Source organism: Streptomyces sp. NBC_01508 (assembly GCF_045040315.1).
Lineage (GTDB): Bacteria > Actinomycetota > Actinomycetes > Streptomycetales > Streptomycetaceae > Streptomyces.
Map to the genome: position 1 here is coordinate 7,630,604 of NZ_CP109419.1, position 18,701 is coordinate 7,649,304.

Below are 18,701 nucleotides of genomic sequence, written 5' to 3' on the forward strand. Positions count from 1 at the left end.
GCGGGCAGGGTCAGCCGCTCGCCTCTTTGGTGACATTCACGCGCGTGCCGTTGGTGTTCTGGGTGGCGAATTGAGTGCGGTAGAGCTCGCTGTAGAGGCCGCCGGCTTCGAGCAGGTCCAGGTGGGTGCCGCGTTCACGGATCCGGCCGCCGTCGAGAACGAGGATCTGGTCGGCTTCCAGGATGGTCGAAAGACGGTGGGCGATGACCAGGGATGTACGGCCCGCCAGCGTGATCTTCAGCGCGCGCTGGATCGCCGCCTCGGACTCCGAGTCCAGGTGCGCGGTGGCCTCGTCGAGGATGACGACCGGCGGTGACTTGAGCAGGAGCCGGGCGAGGCTGATGCGTTGCTTCTCGCCACCGGAGAGGCGGTGGCCGCGGTCGCCGACCACGGTGTCGAGGCCGTCGGGGAGCGACGAGATCAACTCCCAGATCCGGGCCGCGTCGCATGCCTCGACCAGTTCCTTCTCACTGGCGCCCGGCCGGGCGTACAGCAGGTTGGTCCGAATCGTGTCGTGGAACAGGTGCGCGTCCTGGGTGACGACGCCGATCGTGTCGTGCACGGAACGTATGGTCAGATCGCGTATGTCGTGGTCGCCGACGCGCACTGTCCCGGAGGTGGTGTCGTAGAGCCGGGGGACCAGGTTGGTGATCGTGGTCTTGCCGGCGCCCGAAGGGCCCACCAGCGCGGTGAGCTTTCCGGCCGGAGCTTGGAAACTCACCTCGTCCAGGACCATGGCGTTGTCACCCTTGGCCGGCGCGCGCCGCGCGATCGATTCGAGGGAGGCCAGGGACACCTCTTCGGCGGCCGGATACCGGAAGGAGACCCGGTCGAACTCGATGTCCGGGGAGGTGCCGTCGACGGCGGGGAGCGGTCGGGCGGCGGGTCGTTCGGCGATGAGCGGCTTGAGATCGAGCACCTCGAAGACGCGGTCGAAGCTGACGAGCGCGATCATGATATTGACCTGCATGGTCGACAGCTGGTTGATCGGCCCGTACAGCCGCAGCAGCAGCGCGACCATGGCGACGAGGGTGCCGATCTGGAGCGTGCCGTTGATGGTCAGCACGCCGCCGAGGCCGTAGACCAGCGCGGTGGTCATCCCGGCGATCAGCGTGGCGATGAGGACGAGCACGCGCCCCCAGACCCCTGTCCTGATCGCCACGTCCCGGACCTCGGCCGCCTTGTGCGCGAACCCCTCGGACTCCTCGTCCGGCCGGCCGTAGAGCTTGGCCAGCATCGCGCCGGACACGTTGAACCGCTCGTTCATCATCGAGCCCATGTCGGCGTTGAGGACCATGCCCTCGCGGGTGAGCCGCTGCAGCCTGCGGCCGACGAATATGGCGGGAGCCAGGAAGAACGGGATCATCACCAGCGCCGCGAGGGTGATCTGCCATGACAGGAAGATCATCGTGGCGAGCACGAGCACCAGGGTCAGCAGGGTCGACACCGTCTGCGACAGCAGCGTCGTGATCGCTCGTTGTGCGCCGACCACGTCGGTGTTGAGCCTGCTGACCAGGGCTCCGGTCTGCGTACGGGTGAAGAATGCCAGTGGCTGCCGCTGAACATGTTCGAACACCTGGCAGCGCAGGTCGTAGACGATGCCCTGGCCGACCCGCCCGGAGAACCAGGTCTGGGTGAACGCGGCCACTACTTCCACCAGCGCCAGGGCGGCCACGAGCAGGGCGAGGCCCACCACGGTCCCTTCCTCGCGCGGTACGATCCCGTCGTCGATGATCATCTTGAGCACCAGCGGGCTCGCCGCCGTGATGGCCGAACCCGCGACCGTCGTCAGCATGACCACCGTCAGTGACCAGCGATATCGCAGGGCATAGGGAATGATGCGCCGTACCGTGCCCGGTTTGATCTTCTGTTTGGTGATCGACCTGTCTGCGCCGAGCGACATCGGACCCATGCGCGGGCCGCCCATCATGGCCACGAATTCCTCCTCTTGTCGCCGTCCCGAGTTGCCGCCGTCCCGAGCCGCTCGGGCGTCTGGGGAAATCCAGCGCTGGTGGAATACGCGCTGAGGGGCAGGGGCCAATGCGTCAGTGACCGTACCCGTGAAGCCGAAGCGTGTGAAAGCCTGTGCGGAGGCCGGGTACCGGTCAGTGCCTCGGTCGCCGGCGCTGTTCAACTTCGGCGCGGCCACAGTTGAACACCAGGAACCGAGGCTGAGCGCCGCCGGATAAGGCGGCGGTTAAGGTTCCCGCTAACCGTCGGGAAACCTGCCGTAATCCACTCTGTATGGCATGCAGATACTTTCAATTCCCGTGGCCACGACGCCCGTCGTCCCGTGCCCCGGCCCGACGTGCGGCGTCGAGGGGCACACGTGGAGGCTGAGTCATGTTCGAGTCTGAGACTGAGAGCACGGCCCAGGCGCGGGTTCCGGAACAGGAGCCGGACCAGGAGCCGGATCAGGGGGACGAGGAGACGCCGGTAGCGCCGGCCGCGCGCCGACGTCGGCCCTGGAAGCTGCTGAGCGGGGCTGTGGTGCTGGCAGTGGGCTCCGCGGGCGCGGTGTATGCGGTGCAGCACGATGACGGCACCACGCCGCAGGCAGAACAGCAGTCGTCGTTGCCGACGAAGTCGGTGGTCCGTACGGATGTGGTCAACACCACTGAGATCGATGGGGCATTGAGCTATCGAGGCAGTTACACGGTGCTCGCCGAGAGTTCCGGACGGCTCACGTGGCTGCCCGGAAGTGGCGATGTGATCAGGCAGGGCAAGCGGGTGTTCGAGGTGAACGGCCGTGCTGTTCCGCTCTTCTACGGGTCGGTGCCGCTGTGGCGGGAGCTGAAGCTCGGGATGTCCGACGGACGCGACGTGCTGCAGTTGGAGCGCAATCTGCAAGCACTGGGCTACGGCAGCTACCTGACGGTGGATCAGACGTTCAGCACGGCGACCAGGACGGCTGTGAAGGCGTGGCAGGACGCCCTGAACGTCACCGAGAACGGCGTGGTCAAGCCGGGTGACGTGGTGGTGCAGCGGAAGGCGATCCGGGTGACCGAGGTCAAGGCGCTCCTGGGTGCCCCGGCCTCGGGCAACGTGCTGACCGCGAGTAGCACCGAGCGGCGGATCACGGTGGACGTGCCGGTCAGCGATCAAGACATCGCCAAGAAGGGCGCGAAGGTGCGGGTGACGCTGCCGGGCAAGAAGACCACCGAAGGGCACATCGTCGCGGTCGGCAAGGTGGCGACCGCGGGCACCAGCAACTCCCAGTCGCAGACCGGGCAGGGCACACAGGACGCCACCATTCCGGTCTACATCGAGCTGGACAAACAGAGCAGTGCGGGGGACCTGGACCGCGCTCCGGCGACGGTCGGGTTCACCAGCACCGAGCACAAGAACGTGCTGACGGTGCCGATCAACGCGCTGCTGGCCGCCGGCAGCGGCTACCGGGTGATAGTGGTGAGTGCCCAGGGGGAGACGCGCTCGGTGCGGGTCGAGCTCGGCATTTTCGACGGAGACGACGTCGAGGTGAAGGGCGACCTCCGCGAGGGCATGAAAGTACAGGTGCCGCGCTCATGACCGCTGGGAGCGAGGCCGCGGATGAGCCGGTCGCGGTGATCGCGGTGGAGGAGGCGAGCAAGGTCTACGCCGGCAGTGTGTGGGCACTGCGCCGGGCCTCGCTCTCCATCCAGGCCGGTGAGCTGGTCGCGATCGTGGGTCCCTCGGGATCGGGCAAGTCGACGCTGTTGAACCTGATGGGGACGCTGGACAAGCCGAGCTCCGGACGGGTCCTGATCCACGGGCACGACGTGGCCAAGTTGCCTGATCGGCGGCTGTCCGCGGTACGGGCGCACTGGATCGGGTTTGTCTTCCAGCAGTTCTTCCTGACCGCGCACCTGTCCGCCCTGGACAACGTCGCGACCGGCCTGCTCTATCACGGCCTGCCGCCCCGGGAGCGCCGCCGGCGGGCGAAGGTGGCGCTGGAGCGTGTGGGCCTCGGCCACCGCCTGGACCATCGTCCGCAGCAGATGTCGGGCGGAGAGAAGCAGCGAGCCGCGATCGCCCGGGCGGTGGTGGGGAATCCGCCGCTGCTGCTCGCCGACGAGCCGACCGGCAACCTCGACTCGAAATCCGGCGCGGGGGTACTTGAGCTGCTGGGCGAACTGAACCGCGATGGCACAGCGGTCGTGGTGATCACCCATGATCTGGATGTCGCGGCCGCGCTGCCGCGGCGTTTGGAGATCCGCGACGGCAAGGTTCACGCCGATACAGGGGTGTTGACATGAGAGCGCTACCGGACCCGTCCCGGCTTCGCGGGACCGACCTGGCCGCGGTCGGCCTGGACGGACTGCGTGGCCGGCCGCTGCGGGCCGTGCTGTCCGCGCTGGGCATCGCCATCGGGGTGGCCGCCATGGTCGCGCTGGTGGGCCTCAGCAGCGCCAGCAGGGCCGGGCTGATGGCCGAGATCGAGCAGATGGGCACCAATCTGCTCACCGCCAAGCCCGGTACGACGCTGTCCGGTGACACCGCGAAGCTACCCACGGACGCGGAGGGCATGGTCTCCCGCATCCCCGGCGTGACCGGCGTGTCAGGGACCGGCCTGGTGGCGGACGCGACCGTCCGCCGCACGGACAGGATCCCCTCGTCGAAGACCAGCGGCGTCGCCGTGCAGGCCACCCGAACCGACCTGCTGCACACGCTCAGCGGCACGGTGCGATCCGGCGCCTTCCTCAATGCCGCCACCAGCCAGTACCCGGCGGTGGTGCTCGGCTCCGACGCCGCTGCCCGGCTCGGCGTCGACCGCGCCGACGTGAGTGTCTTCATCGGCGGTCAGTGGTTCCTGGTCGTCGGCGTCCTCGATCAGCTGCCGCTCGCCCCCGAGATCGACCGCTCGGCCCTGATCGGCTGGTCCTACGCCGAGCGTCTCGGGTTCGACGGGCACACCACCGCTCTCTACGAGCGGTCCACGGATGCGGCGGTGTCGTCGGTGCGCGAAGTGCTGGGGCGCACCATCAACCCCAAGAACCCGGAGGAGGTACAGGTCAGCCGCCCCTCTGACGCGCTCACCGCGCAGGCCGCCGCGGAGGAGACATTCAACGCGCTGTTCTTCGGCCTCGGTGCCATCGCGCTGCTGGCCGGCGGCGTCGGTATCGCCAACATCATGGTGATCTCGGTGCTGGAGCGCCGGCAGGAGATCGGGCTGCGACGGTCGCTGGGCGCGACCCGCGGACAGATCCGGCTCCAGTTCCTCACCGAGTCGGTGAGCCTGTCGACACTCGGCGGGGCCGCCGGCGTACTCATCGGGCTGGGCACCTGCCTCGGCTACGCCCTCTACCGGGACTGGCCCCTGACCCTGCCCGGCCAGGCCATCGCCGGAGGCGCGCTGGCCGCCGTCGCGATCGGCGCCGTCGCAGGCATCTACCCCGCCCGCCGCGCCGCCCGCCTCACCCCCACCGAGGCCCTCGCCACCACCTGACCGGCGACCCGCTACCCCCGGCTGGTCGTCAGGGGTGCCTCCGCGTCCGCTCATGGGCGCGGAGGCACCTCATTTCCGTGTGTTTCCCCGGGTCCCACCAACCTCTGTAAGAGTTCGGTTAACGGCGACGGTCACCGGGTGGAAACCTCTCGGCGGCCATGCTGGTGAGCATGAAGAAACTCACTTTCGCCGCCGTGGTGACTCTGACGGCCGCCGCCATGTTCGGAATGACCGCGTGCTCTGACGAGGAGTCACCGAATAAGGCTGCGCCCTCGAACGGTGACGCCGATTACGACCGGATGCAGCAGTTCATCGAGTGCATGAAGAAGCAGGGACTCGACGTTCCGGAGCCTCCCGCGGACGGGGGCGGGGACAGCAGCGTCGAGAAGCCCGAAGGCGGCTCCCAGGCGGCGGCCGAAGCGGCACGGGCGGCCTGCGCGAAGTACGCCCCCAGCGACGACCTCAACGAGGACATCACGGAAGCCGACAAGGACCTGGCGCTGAAGAAGGCTGAGTGCCTGCGCGAGCAAGGCATCAATGCCAAGGATCCCAAGCCCGGGACACTTGACGTCTCCGTCGAAGGCGCCGTGGACAACGACAAGCTCGTCAAGGCCTTCGCCACTTGCAACAAGAAGGTCGGGGCCGCCCAGGGCTGACCCTCGACGGCCACTGCTCCGCCCGAACCGACCGGGCGGAGCGTCGCCATGTCCGGCATCGAGCCGCCACATCCCCACTCGGCGCCGCGCCCGGCGCGGGTCTGTTCAACTGCGGATTCCGCTCGGTTGAACAAAGGCCGCAGGGCCCATTCGGACATACCTTGCCCATATTCCGCGGATGAGTTGGAATGGCCGAGCCGGCTGGGGCGGGGCATGCGCCTGGGTGGAGGTACGGCGTGGAATTCGAACACCTGGGGAGAGGCATCGATGATCCCGTTGTCGTTCGCGCAGCGTCGGCTCTGGTTCTTGGCCAAGCTGGAGAATTCGGGCCTCACCTATAACAACGTCATCGCCTTGGCGATACGTGGCCCGTTGGATGTCGCGGCGCTGAGCGCGGCTTTACGGGATCTACTGGGGCGCCACGAGTCGCTGCGCACCGTGTTTCCCTCCGTGGGGGGCGAACCGTATCAGCGCATCCTCGATCCGAGGAAGCTTGAATGGAAGCTGGACGTACGCCGGGCAGCGCCCGAGGATGTGGCCGAGGCCCGGGCGGAGGCGGCCCGATCCGCCTTTGACCTGTCGTCGGAAGTGCCCATCCGCGCGTCGCTGCTCGCCGTGGCGCCGGACGAGCATGTGCTGATCATGGTCGTGCATCACATCGCCACCGATGCCTCGTCCCATCGTCCGCTGGGGCGCGACCTGTCGACGGCGTACGCGGCGCGGGCGCGTGGCGAGGCGCCGCTGTGGGAACCACTGCCGGTGCAGTACGCCGACTACGCCGTGTGGCAACGGGAGTTGCTCGGCGAGAGCGCCGACCCGAGCAGCCGTCTCTCGGTCCAGCTGGACTACTGGCGGCGGACGTTGGCGGGGGCGCCGGAGGAACTGGCGTTGCCCGCGGATCGGCCGCGTCCGGTGGCGCCGGGCCAGTTGGGCCACCGGATCCCGCTGCGGGTTCCGGCGCGGACGCACGCGCGCCTGGCGGACCTGGCGCTCGGCGAGGGCGTGACGGCGTTCATGGTGGTGCAGGCCGCGCTGGCGGTGACACTGTCCCGGCTGGGCGCCGGATACGACATTCCCATTGGTGCGGCGGTGGCCGGGCGCACCGACGAGGCGCTGAACGATCTGGTCGGGTTCTTCGTCAACAGCCTCGTCATACGCACGGATCTGTCGGACGACCCGGACTTCCGGCAGGTGCTGGCCCGGGTCCGCCGAACGAGCCTGGACGCGTTCGCGCATCAGGACGTGCCGTTCGAGCGGCTGGTGGAGGAGCTGGCGCCGGAGCGGTCGCTGACCCGGCACCCGCTGTTCCAGGTCATGCTGACCGTGCAGAACACGGCCGACGCCGTGCTGGATCTGCCCGGAGTCGCCGTCGAGCTGCTGCCGTCGAGCATGTCGGTGGCCAGGTTCGACCTCGATGTGATGATCGAGGAGGTATTCGACGAGCGTGGCCGCCCCGACGGGCTGGCCGGCGTCGTCATCGGAGCGGACACCCTGTTCGAAGCGTCGACGGTGGCCAGGATCGCGGATCGGCTCCAGCGGGTGCTGCGGACGGTTGCCGCCGACCCGGCCGTCCCCCTGCACGCGGTGGACGTGCTCGACGCCGAGGAGCGCGACCGCCTTCTCGTCGAGTGGAACGACACCGCGACGGACCTGCCGGGCGGCTCGGTCCTCGCGTCGTTCGAGCGGCAGGTCGTGGACGCACCCGACGCCGACGCCGTCGTCGACGACGACCGCACGGTCACCTACGCGGAACTGGACGCGCGTGCCAGGCAGTTGGCGGGAGTGCTGGCCGGGCTCGGCGTCGGCTCCGGCGCCGTGGTGGGGCTGTGTCTGCCGCGGAGCGTTGATGCGGTGGCGGGCGTCCTGGCGGTGTGGAAGGTAGGAGCCGCCTACCTCCCGATCGATCCGGCCAATCCGGCCGAGCGGGTCGGGTTCATGCTGGCCGACAGCCGGGCGGTGGCATTGGTCGGCACCGAGGACATTCTCGACGCCCTGCCGGTGGTGCGCGTGCCCGTGATCGCCGTCGACGGCCTCGACACGTCGGTCGTGGGCGACGTCGGGCCTGTCTCGCCAGGCATCACGGAACTGGCGTATGTGATGTACACGTCAGGGTCGACGGGTCGGCCGAAGGGCGTCGCGGTCACGCACGGCGGGCTCGCCAACTACGTGAACTGGGCGGCCGGGGCCTATGAGGTGGGGCGCGGCGGTGCCGTGCTGTACTCGTCGCCGGCGTTCGACCTGACGGTGACCAGCCTGCTGGTGCCGCTCGTGGCAGGCGCGGCGGTCACGGTCAGCAACGACGGCGGTGTCGAAGGGCTGGCCGAGGTACTGCGCTCGGGCGGCGGGTTCGACCTGGTGAAGGTCGTCCCGGCGCACCTTCCGATGCTGGCGCAGTTGCTGCCCGCCGAGCGGCTGGCGGGAGCGGCGCGGCGCTGGGTGGTCGGCGGGGAGGCGCTGTCGGGGCAGCAGGTCTCGTCCTGGCTGGAGGCGGCGCCGGACGCGGTGGTGGTGAACGAGTACGGTCCGACCGAAACGGTGGTGGGCTGCTCGATCCACGAGGTGCGGTCCGGTCAGCGAGTCGAAGGCGCGGTGCCGATCGGGCGGCCGATCGCCAACACTCGTCTGTACGTGCTGGACGACGGGCTCGCCCCGGCGCCGGTCGGGGTGCCAGGAGAACTCTATGTCGCAGGATCGGGCCTGGCGCGTGGCTACGTGGGCCGGGCGGGGCTGACGGGTGAGCGGTTCGTGGCCTGCCCCTTCGGGCCCGGTGCCGGTGAGCGGATGTACCGGACCGGGGACATGGCCAAGTGGACCGCGGACGGCGAGTTGGTGTTCCTGGGCCGCGCCGACGACCAGATGAAGATCCGCGGGTTCCGGATCGAGCCCGGCGAGGTGGAAGCGGTCCTGCACACCCACCCCGGAGTGGGGCGGGTCGCGGTCATCGCGCGGGAGGACACCCCCGGAGACGTGCGACTGGTGGCCTATGTCGTCCCCGACGACGGCGTCCCCGACGACGGCGTCGGTGGCGACGCACTCGACGGCGATGCCCTGCGGGAGACGGTCGCGCGGCAGCTGCCGGACTACATGGTGCCGACGGCCGTGGTGGTCCTGCACGACCTGCCGCTGACCGACAACGGCAAGCTCGACCGCAAGGCGCTTATGGCCCCCGACTACGCGAGTGGCGCCGGTGCCGGGCGTACGGCGACGACTGTCCAGGAGGAGCTCCTGTGCGGGGCGTTCGCCGAGGTGCTGGGTATTGAGACGGTGGGGTTGGACGACAGCTTCTTCGAGCTCGGCGGGCACTCCCTGCTCGGCGTTCGGCTGTTGTCGCGCATCCGTGTCCTGCTGGGTGCGGAGCTGCCGCTGTCGGTGTTGTTCGAACAGGCCACGGTGGCCGGGCTCGCCGAGTGGCTCGCCGGGACGCACACGGACCGGGTGCGGCTGGAGTTGTCGGCGGGTGCCCGTCCACAACGGCCGCCGCTGTCGTTCGCGCAGCGCCGGTTGTGGTTCCTCGGCCAGCTCGAAGGCCCCAGCCCGACCTACAACACCACCGCCGCGATCCGCCTCGCGGGCGCGCTGGACGTCCCCGCGCTGACGGCGGCGCTGCGGGACGTCATCGTGCGCCACGAGCCGCTGCACACCGTGTATCCGACCGCCGACGGCGAGCCGTACCAGCAGATCCTCGACACGCGGGAGGTGGAGTCCTGGGACCTGGCGGTGCGTCAGGTCGACCCGGACGACGTTGCCGCGGCCGTGGCGCGGGCGACCCGGCACGCGTTCGACCTGGCCGAAGAGATGCCCTTCCGGGCCTGGCTGTTCCAGACCTCGGACGACGACCACGTGCTGGTACTCGTCGTTCACCACATCGCCAGCGACGGATGGTCGCTGGCGCCGCTCGGGCGTGACGTGTCGGCGGCCTACGCGGCGCGGGTGCGGGGCGAGACGCCGTTGTGGGAGCCGCTGCCGGTGCAGTACGTCGACTACGCGCTGTGGCAACGCGACCTGCTGGGGGACGAGTCCGACCCGGACAGCCTGCTGGCGACGCAGATCGAGTACTGGCGGCGAACCCTCGCCGGCGCTCCGGAAGAGCTGACGCTGCCGACGGACCGGCCGCGCCCGGCGGTGCCGAGCCGCCGCGGGCACCGGGTGCCCTTCCGGGTGCCGACCGACGTCCACCAACGGCTGGTGGATCTCGCCCGTGCCGAGGGCGTCACCTCGTTCATGGCCTTGCAGACCGCCCTGGCGGTACTGCTCTCCCGGCTCGGCGCCGGCCATGACATCCCGATCGGCATTCCGGTCGCCGGCCGCGCCGACGCGGCGTTGGAGGATCTGGTCGGAAGTTTCGTCAACACCCTCGTGATCCGCACCGATCTGTCCGGGGATCCGGAGTTCCGGGAGCTCCTGGCGCAGGTCCGGGAGGCGAGCCTCGGGGCCCTCGCGCATCAGGACGTGCCGTTCGAGCGGCTGGTCGAGGAACTGACCGTGACCCGATCACTCGGTCGACACCCGCTGTTCCAAGTGATGCTCACCGTGCAGAACGTCGAGCGCGCCGAACTGGACCTGCCCGGCGTGCACGTGAGTGCCGGCACGAGCGACGTGGACGCGGCGGCAGCGCCTGCGGCGCGCTACGACCTGCACTTCACCGTCGGAGAGACCTTCGACGACCAGGGTCGCCCCGCAGGACTCCGCGCGCTGGTGACCCTGTCCGACGACCTGTTCCACGCCGAGACGGCGGAACGGATGGCTGCCTGGTTCGTCCGAGTGCTGGAGACGGTGACCGAGACCGCGGACGTACGGCTGCACGCGATTCAGGTACTCGACGCCGACGAGCGGGACCGGGCGCTCCACCAGTGGAACGACACCACGGTGCCCGACGCGCGCCCGGCCGTCATCCGCCTGTTCGAGGACCAGGTGGCCGCGACCCCGGACGCGACGGCCCTCGTGGCCGACGGCGCCGAGGTGACCTATCGGGAGCTGGACGCGGCTGCCCGCCGGCTGTCCCGATACCTGCGCGACCTGGGCGTGGGGCTCGAGTCCGTGGTGGGGTTGTGCCTGCCGCGCGGCATCCAGATGATCACGGCGATTCTGGGTGTGTGGAAGGCCGGCGCGGCCTATCTGCCCATCGACGGTCATCTGCCTCCCGACCGGGTGGCGTTCATGCTCGCCGACAGCGGTGCGCAGGCGGTGCTGGCGGACCACGAATCGGATTCCGGGACCGCCGGCGGATCGGCGGGTGTGCCGGTGGTGTGGATCGACGAGGCACGGCACGCCGGGGAGCTCGCCGAGCTTGAGCCCGCCGTCTCGGTTGTGGCGGATCCCGCGGGCCTGGCCTACGTGATGTACACCTCGGGTTCGACGGGCACGCCGAAGGGCGTCGCGGTCACCCACGGGTCGCTGGCCAACTACGTGGCCTCAGTCTCCGGGCGGCTGGACTGGGCCGGCGAGGGCTCGCGGTTCGGCCTGCTGCAGCCGCAGGTGACCGACCTGGGCAACACCGTGGTCTTCATCAGCTTGGCCACCGGCGGGCAACTGCACGTCCTGGACAGCGAGGCGGTGACCGATCCGGTCGCCGTGTCCGAGTATCTGCGTGAGCAGCGGATCGACTACGTGAAGGCGGTGCCGTCACACCTCGCCGCGTTGTCCGCGGACGCCGGGCTGAACGCCGTGCTGCCCACCCGCTCCCTGGTGCTCGGCGGGGAGGCCGCACCGGCCGCCTGGATACGTGACCTGGTCGGGGCGGCCGGGGACCGACGCGTGTTCAACCACTACGGACCGACAGAGACCACCATCGGAGTGGCCACCGCCGAGCTTTCGCCCGCGGCCGTCGCCGAGGGCGTGGTCCCGATCGGGACGCCCATCGCCAACACCCGCCTGTTCGTGCTCGACGACGTGCTGGCCGCAGCCCCGACGGGCGTCGTCGGCGAGCTGTACGTCGCCGGTGCCCCGCTGGCGCGCGGCTTCCTGGGACGGCCCGGGCTGACCGGAGAACGCTTCGTGGCGTGCCCCTTCGGCGACGCACCCGGGGAGCGGATGTACCGCACCGGCGACCTGGTCAAGAGGATCGCCGACGGCAATCTGGTGTTCGTCGGCCGTGCCGATGCCCAGGTGAAGATCCGCGGCTACCGTGTCGAACCCGGCGAGATCGAGGCCGTCCTGGTGGAGCACCCGGCCGTCTCCCGCGCCGCAGTGGTCGCCCGTGAGGAAGGCGCGGGCGGTGACCGGCTCGTCGCCTATGTCGTGCTCGCCGAAGGCCAGTCCGTCGACGGAGACTTGCGGGAGTTCGTGGCGGCGCGGCTGCCGCAGTACATGGTGCCCGCGGCCGAGGTGGTGCTCCCCGAGCTGCCGCTGACCGCGAACGGCAAGCTGGACCGTGCGGCGCTGCCCGACCCCGACGACATCACGGCCACCAACCCCGGCCGGGAACCGGCGAGCGCCACCGAGGCCGCCCTCTGCGAGATCTACGCCGAGGTCCTCGATCTGGACCAGGTCGCAGTGCACGACAGCTTCTTCGACCTGGGCGGGCACTCCCTGCTCGCGATCCGGCTGCTCTCCCGGATCCGCTCCAGGCTGGGCGCGGAAGTAAAGATCAGGACGCTGTTCGAGGCGCCGGCGGTGGCGGACCTGGCGGCACGGATCGCCGGACCCCGGCACGACCGGGCCCGCCTCCCGCTCCGGGCGGGGCCGCGCCCCGAGCGCGTTCCGCTGTCGTTCGCGCAACAACGCCTGTGGTTCCTGGGCCAGATAGCGGGACCTGGCCCGACGTACAACATTCCCCTCGCCATCCGATTGACGGGCGCGCTGGACGTCCCCGTGCTGACGGCGGCGCTGCGGGACGTCATCGCCCGCCACGAGCCGCTGCACACCGTCTACCGCTCCGCCGACGGCGAGCCGTACCAGGAGATCCTCGATCCGGACGGACTCGACTGGCACCTCACGGTGACCGACGTGCAGCCCGATGCCTTGGCCGACGCCACCGCGCAGGCAGCGAGCTATGCGTTCGATCTGTCGGCGGAGCTGCCGATCCGGGCATGGCTGTTCGATCTGGGAGCCGACGAGCGGGCCCTGGTACTGGTCGTACATCACATTGCTACCGACGGCTGGTCCCATGCCCCGCTGGGCCGGGATCTGTCGGTGGCGTATGCGGCGCGGTTGCGTGGTGAGGTTCCGGTGTTCGCGCCGTTGCCGGTGCAGTATGCGGACTACGCCCTGTGGCAGCGGGAGTTGTTGGGGGAGGAGTCGGATCCGGGGAGTCTGCTGTCGGAGCAGGTGGGGTACTGGCGCGGGGTGTTGGCCGGTGCGCCGGAGGAACTGGCGTTGCCGGTGGACCGGGTGCGTCCGGCGGTGGCTGGGCAGGCCGGTCATCGGGTGCCGTTGCGGGTGCCGGCTGAGGTGCATCAGCGGGTCGTCGATCTCGCGCGGGCCGAGGGTGTGACGGTGTTCATGGTGGTGCAGGCTGCCCTGGCGGTGCTGCTCTCCCGTCTGGGTGCGGGAACCGACGTTCCGATCGGTTCGGCCGCCGCGGGTCGTACTGATGAGGCGTTGGACGATCTGGTCGGGTTCTTCGTGAACACGTTGGTGGTCCGGACGGATCTGTCGGGTGATCCGGTGTTCCGGGAGGTGTTGGGGCGGGTGCGGGAGGCGAGTCTGGGTGCGTTGGCGCATCAGGATGTGCCGTTCGAGCGGCTGGTGGAGGAGCTGGCTCCGGAGCGGTCGCTGGCCCGGCATCCCCTGTTCCAGGTGATGCTGACCCTGCAGAACGTTCAGAGCGCCACCCTCGACCTGCCCGGCGTCCACGCCGAGGCGCTCGACGGGTCAGGGAACGCGGCACGGTTCGACTTGGAAGTTCACCTGCGCGAGGTCTTCGACGATCGGGGGCTTGCTGCTGGGTTGCGGGGTTCGTTGGTCGCGTCGGTGGATCTGTTCGATGTGGGTTCGGTCGAGGCGATCGTGTGGCGGTTGGTGCGGGTGTTGGAGCAGGTGACGGCTGTGCCTGATGTCCGGCTGCATGGGGTGGATGTGCTGGGTGCGGGTGAGCGGGATCGGGTTTTGGTGGAGTGGAATGACACGGCCTCGGGTATGGCTGGTGCGTCGTTGGTGAGGTTGTTCGAGGAGCGGGTGGTGGCTGATCCGGGTGGGGTGGCGGTGGTGTTTGAGGGGGTGGAGTTGTCGTATGGGGAGTTGGACGCGCGGGCGAATCGGTTGGCGCGGTATTTGGTGGGTCGGGGTGTGGGTGTGGGTTCGGTGGTGGGGGTGGTGCTGGATCGTGGTGTTGAGTTGGTGGTGGCGTTGTGGGGGGTGTTGAAGGCGGGGGCGGCGTATCTGCCGGTGGATCCGGGGTATCCGGCGGAGCGGATCGCATGGTTGTTGGAGGATGCGGGGTCGGTGGTGGTGCTGGACGATGCCGGGTTGGTGGCGCGGTTGTCGGCTGTTGATGGTGACGGTGTTGGTGTTGGTGTTGGGGGTGAGGTGTCGTTGCCGGTGGTGGATCCGGGGCAGGCGGCGTATGTGATTTATACGTCGGGGTCGACGGGGGTTCCGAAGGGTGTGGTGGTTTCGCATCGGAGTGTTGTGAATCGGCTGGTGTGGATGGGGGATCGTTTGGGGGTGGGTGCGGGGGATCGGGTGTTGCACAAGACGCCGGTTGTTTTTGATGTGTCGGTGTGGGAGTTGCTCGGGACGTTGGTGTGGGGGGCGGCGTTGGTGGTGGCGCGGCCGGGGGGGCATCGGGATCCGGGTTATCTGGCGGGGGTGGTGCGTGAGCAGGGTGTGAGTGTGCTGCATTTTGTGCCGTCGATGCTGGATGCGTTCTTGTTGTCGGATCCGGGTGGTGTGGGGTGTGTGCGGCATGTGGTGTGCAGTGGTGAGGTGTTGTCGCTGCAGACGCAGGTCCGGTTCTTCGAGGTGTTCGGGGGGGTGGAGTTGCATAATTTGTATGGGCCGACGGAGGCGGCGGTGGATGTTACGGCGTGGGTGTGTGATCGGGGGCAGGTGGAGGGGCCGGTGCCGATCGGGGTGCCGGTGGCCAATACCCGGGTGTTTGTTCTGGACGGGTGTCTGGCGCCGGTGGCGGTGGGTGTGGTGGGGGAGTTGTATCTGGCCGGGGTGCAGTTGGCGCGTGGGTATGTGGGTCGTGCGGGTTTGACGGGTGAGCGGTTCGTGGCGTGCCCGTTCGGGAGCGGTTCCGGGGAGCGGATGTACCGGACCGGGGACCTGGCGCGGTGGACGGCGGGTGGTCAGTTGGTGTTTGTCGGGCGGGTGGATGATCAGGTGAAGGTTCGGGGTTTCCGGATCGAGCCGGGTGAGGTCGAGGCGGTGCTGGCGGATCATCCGGGCGTTGCTCGGGTCGCGGTGGTGGCGCGTGAGGACGTGCCGGGAGATGTGCGGCTGGCCGCGTATGTGGTTCCCACTGGCCAGGAGGCCGGGGGACTGAGGGAGTTCGCCGCGTCGCGGTTGCCGGAGTACATGGTGCCGGCCGCGTTCGTGACGCTGGCGGAACTGCCTTTGACGGTGAACGGGAAGTTGGACCGTAAGGCGCTGCCGGCTCCGGAGTACGCCACGGGTGGGGGCCGGGGTCCGGCGTCGGTGCGGGAGGAGATCCTGTGCGGGGCCTTCGCGCAGGTGCTGGGGCTGGACGCGGTCGGTATGGACGACGACTTCTTCCGGCTGGGTGGACACTCACTCCTGGCGATACGGCTGGTCGAGCGGCTGCGAGCGCGGGGCGTGACCATACCGGTGCGGGCGCTGTTCGAGACGCCGACCCCGGCGGGCCTGGCCGGCGCGGCCGATGTCGAGGCATTCGTGACGCCGGCGAACCTCATCCCGGCTGACGCCGAGCAGATCACGCCGGACATGCTGTCGCTGGTCGAGCTCTCCCAGGTGGAAATCGATCGAGTGGTCACGGCGGTGGAGGGCGGCGCGGTCAACGTCGCCGATGTGTACCCGCTGACGCCGTTGCAGGAAGGCATGCTCTTCCACCATCTGCTGGCTGATGACGGCATCGACGTGTACGTCACCGCACAGGTGGTGGAGTTCGACACACGCGACCGGCTGGACTCGGTCGCGCGCGCGTTGCAGCAGGTCGTGGACCGCCATGACATCTATCGCACAGCGGTGGTGTGGGAAGGCTTGCGCGAGCCCGTACAGGTGGTGTCGCGCCGCGCCGTCCTGCCCGTTGTCGAGCATGCCCTGGACCCGGCCGACGGCGACCCGGCCGCCGCTCTGCTCGCCGCGGCCGGCTCGGTGCTGAGCCTGGGCCGTGCTCCGTTGATGGACCTGCATGTGGCCGCGCTGCCGCAGGGCCGGTGGCTGGGCCTGGTGCGGATGCATCACCTCGTTCAAGACCGCCTGAGCCTGGACATGCTGCTCCAGGAGCTGCGGACGATGCTGTCCGGGCGGGCGGACCGGCTCGACCCGCCGATGCCCTTCCGCGATGTCGTCGCCAAGACCCGGGGCATCCCCAGGTCCGATCACGAGCGCTTCTTCGCTGAACTGCTCAGCGACGTCACCGAGCCGACCGCACCGTACGGGCAGCTCGACGTGCGGAGCAGCGGCACCGACGCGATCACTGAGCTGGCCCCTGTGGATGGCGAGGTCGTCCTTCGGCTGCGGGACGTCGCACAACGTCTCGGAGTCAGCCCGGCCACGGTGCTGCACGTGGCCTGGGCGCGGGTCCTCGGAGTGCTGTCCGGCCGCGACGACGTGGTCTTCGGGACCGTGCTGCTCGGACGGCTGAACGCCGGTGAGGGCGCCGACCGGGTGCTGGGCCCGTTCATCAACACCCTGCCCGTACGCGTCCAGACCGGTCGGCTGGGCGTTCGGACGGCGGTCGAGCACATGCGCCGGCAACTGGCGGCGCTGCTGGAGCACGAGCACGCTCCGCTGGCGATCGCCCAGCGCGCCAGCGGTATCGCGGGCGACGCACCCCTGTTCACCTCGCTGTTCAACTATCGGCATTTATGGCGAGGAGCAGACAACGCCGGACGGCAGGCGCTTGAGGGCGTCCGCAGTGTGCTCGTCCAGGAACGGACCAACTATCCCCTGGCCGTGTCGGTGGACGACATCACCCGCGAGGAGATGATCATCAGCGTCCAGTCGTACGGCTCCATCGACCCCGGTGCGGTAGCCCGTCTGATGCGGACCGCCGTGGAGAACACCGTCACCACGCTCGCCGAGACACTCGACGGTGCCGCCCCGGGGGTCGCTTTGCGCGAGGTGGACATCCTCGATCCACGAGAGCGGGATCGGGTTCTGTCGGAGTGGAATGACACGGGGTTGGAGGTAGTTGGCTCGTCGGTGCTGGGGTTGTTCGAGGAGTGGGTGGTGGCTGATCCGGGTGGGGTGGCGGTGGTGTTTGAGGGTGTGGAGTTGTCGTATGGGGAGTTGGACGCGTCGGCGAATCGGTTGGCGCGCTATTTGATGGGTCGGGGTGTGGGCCGTGAGTCGGTGGTGGGGCTTCGTCTGCCGCGTGGTGTGGAGATGGTGGTTGGGATTGTGGGTGTGTGGAAGGCGGGGGCTGCGTATGTGCCGGTGGATGGTGGGCTGCCGGTGGAGCGGGTGGAGTTCATGCTGGCGGATGCTGGTGTGGGTGTGGTGGTGGGGTCTGAGGAGTTGGTGCTGTCTGCGGGGTGTTCGGATGTGTCGCCGGGGGTGGTGGTTGATCCGGTGGGGTTGGCGTATGTGATTTATACGTCGGGGTCGACGGGGTGGCCGAAGGGTGTGGGGGTGTCGCATGGGTCGTTGGTGAATTTGGTGTCGGTGTTTGGTCCTGTGATGGGTGTGGGTCCGGGTGTTGGGGTGTTGCAGTTTGCGTCGTTTGGTTTTGATGCGTCGGTGTTGGATGTGGCGGTGGCGTTGTCGTCGGGGGCGGTGTTGTGGGTGGCGTCTGAGGGGCAGCGGGAGCAGCCGCGGCGGCTTGGGGAGTTGGAGGGGGTGCGGGCGGCGAGTGTGGTGCCGTCGTTGCTGGGGGTGCTGGAGCCGGGGGATCTGGCGCGGGTTGAGGCGATCGTGGTGGGTGCTGAGGCCGATCGGTGAGGCTGGGTGCGCGCGTTGGTGGTGGTCGGCTGGTGGCGGTCGGTTGGTGTTCAATGCATTATGGGCCGACCGAGGCGACGGTCGATCGTGGCGATCGGGGTGAGCTGGACTGCGGATGCGGCGGCGGGGGTCAGGTGCCGTTCGGGCGGCCGATCGCCAACTCCCGTCTGTATGTGCTGGATGAGGTGTTGCGGCCGGTTCCGGTGGGTGTGGCGGGGGAGTTGTATGTGGCGGGTGCGCAGCTTGCGCGTGGCTATGTGGGGCGTGCGTCGCTGACCGGTGAGCGGTTCGTGGCGTGCCCGTTCGGGACCGGTTCGGGGGAGCGGATGTACCGGACCGGGGATGTGGCCAAGTGGACGGCGGACGGGCAGTTGCTGTTCGCCGGCCGTGCGGATGAGCAGGTGAAGATCCGCGGGTTCCGTGTCGAGCTCGGGCGAGGTCGAGGCGGTGCTTGTCGGCGCATCGTCGGAGGTGGCCCGGGCTGTGGTGATCGCGCGTGAGGACACGCCGAGGGCGACAAGCGGCTGGTCGCCTACCTGGTCCCGGCGGCTGCCGACTGCCGAGGATGCGGACACGTGGCGGCGCTACGG

At 69.2% G+C, this 18,701-nt stretch carries 7 protein-coding genes; 6 read left to right on the plus strand and 1 reads right to left on the minus strand.

All coding sequences use genetic code 11. From position 1 onward, the window contains the following. Window positions 1-10 precede the first annotated feature (10 nt). Complete coding sequence (locus OG700_RS35280) at window positions 11-1,930, minus strand: ABC transporter ATP-binding protein (protein ID WP_405622203.1); 1,920 nt, start codon at window positions 1,928-1,930, stop codon at window positions 11-13. Between the two features lie 569 nt (window positions 1,931-2,499). Here OG700_RS35280 and OG700_RS35285 point away from each other — a divergent pair. From OG700_RS35285 to OG700_RS35310, 6 genes are all read left to right on the plus strand, one after another. Next, complete coding sequence (locus OG700_RS35285) at window positions 2,500-3,528, plus strand: efflux RND transporter periplasmic adaptor subunit (protein WP_405620796.1); 1,029 nt, start codon at window positions 2,500-2,502, stop codon at window positions 3,526-3,528. Beyond that, window positions 3,525-4,235: an ABC transporter ATP-binding protein gene (locus OG700_RS35290; protein WP_405620798.1), complete on the plus strand. Its 711-nt coding sequence runs from the start codon at window positions 3,525-3,527 to the stop codon at window positions 4,233-4,235. The genes OG700_RS35285 and OG700_RS35290 overlap by 4 nt, the downstream gene beginning before the upstream one ends. Then, window positions 4,232-5,425 (plus strand): ABC transporter permease, encoded by a 1,194-nt coding sequence (locus OG700_RS35295; protein WP_405620800.1) that lies wholly within the window; start codon window positions 4,232-4,234, stop codon window positions 5,423-5,425. Before OG700_RS35290 ends, OG700_RS35295 begins: the two co-directional genes overlap by 4 nt. Before the next feature lie 170 nt (window positions 5,426-5,595). Next, on the plus strand, window positions 5,596-6,081 hold the full coding sequence (locus tag OG700_RS35300) for a hypothetical protein (protein WP_405620802.1): 486 nt from the start codon (window positions 5,596-5,598) through the stop codon (window positions 6,079-6,081). A gap of 267 nt (window positions 6,082-6,348) precedes the next feature. Further along, window positions 6,349-18,111, plus strand: a complete 11,763-nt coding sequence (locus OG700_RS35305; RefSeq protein WP_405620804.1) for an amino acid adenylation domain-containing protein — start codon at window positions 6,349-6,351, stop codon at window positions 18,109-18,111. A 53-nt stretch (window positions 18,112-18,164) separates the two neighbouring features. Next, complete coding sequence (locus tag OG700_RS35310) at window positions 18,165-18,611, plus strand: AMP-binding protein (RefSeq protein WP_405620806.1); 447 nt, start codon at window positions 18,165-18,167, stop codon at window positions 18,609-18,611. Window positions 18,612-18,701: the final 90 nt, after the last annotated feature.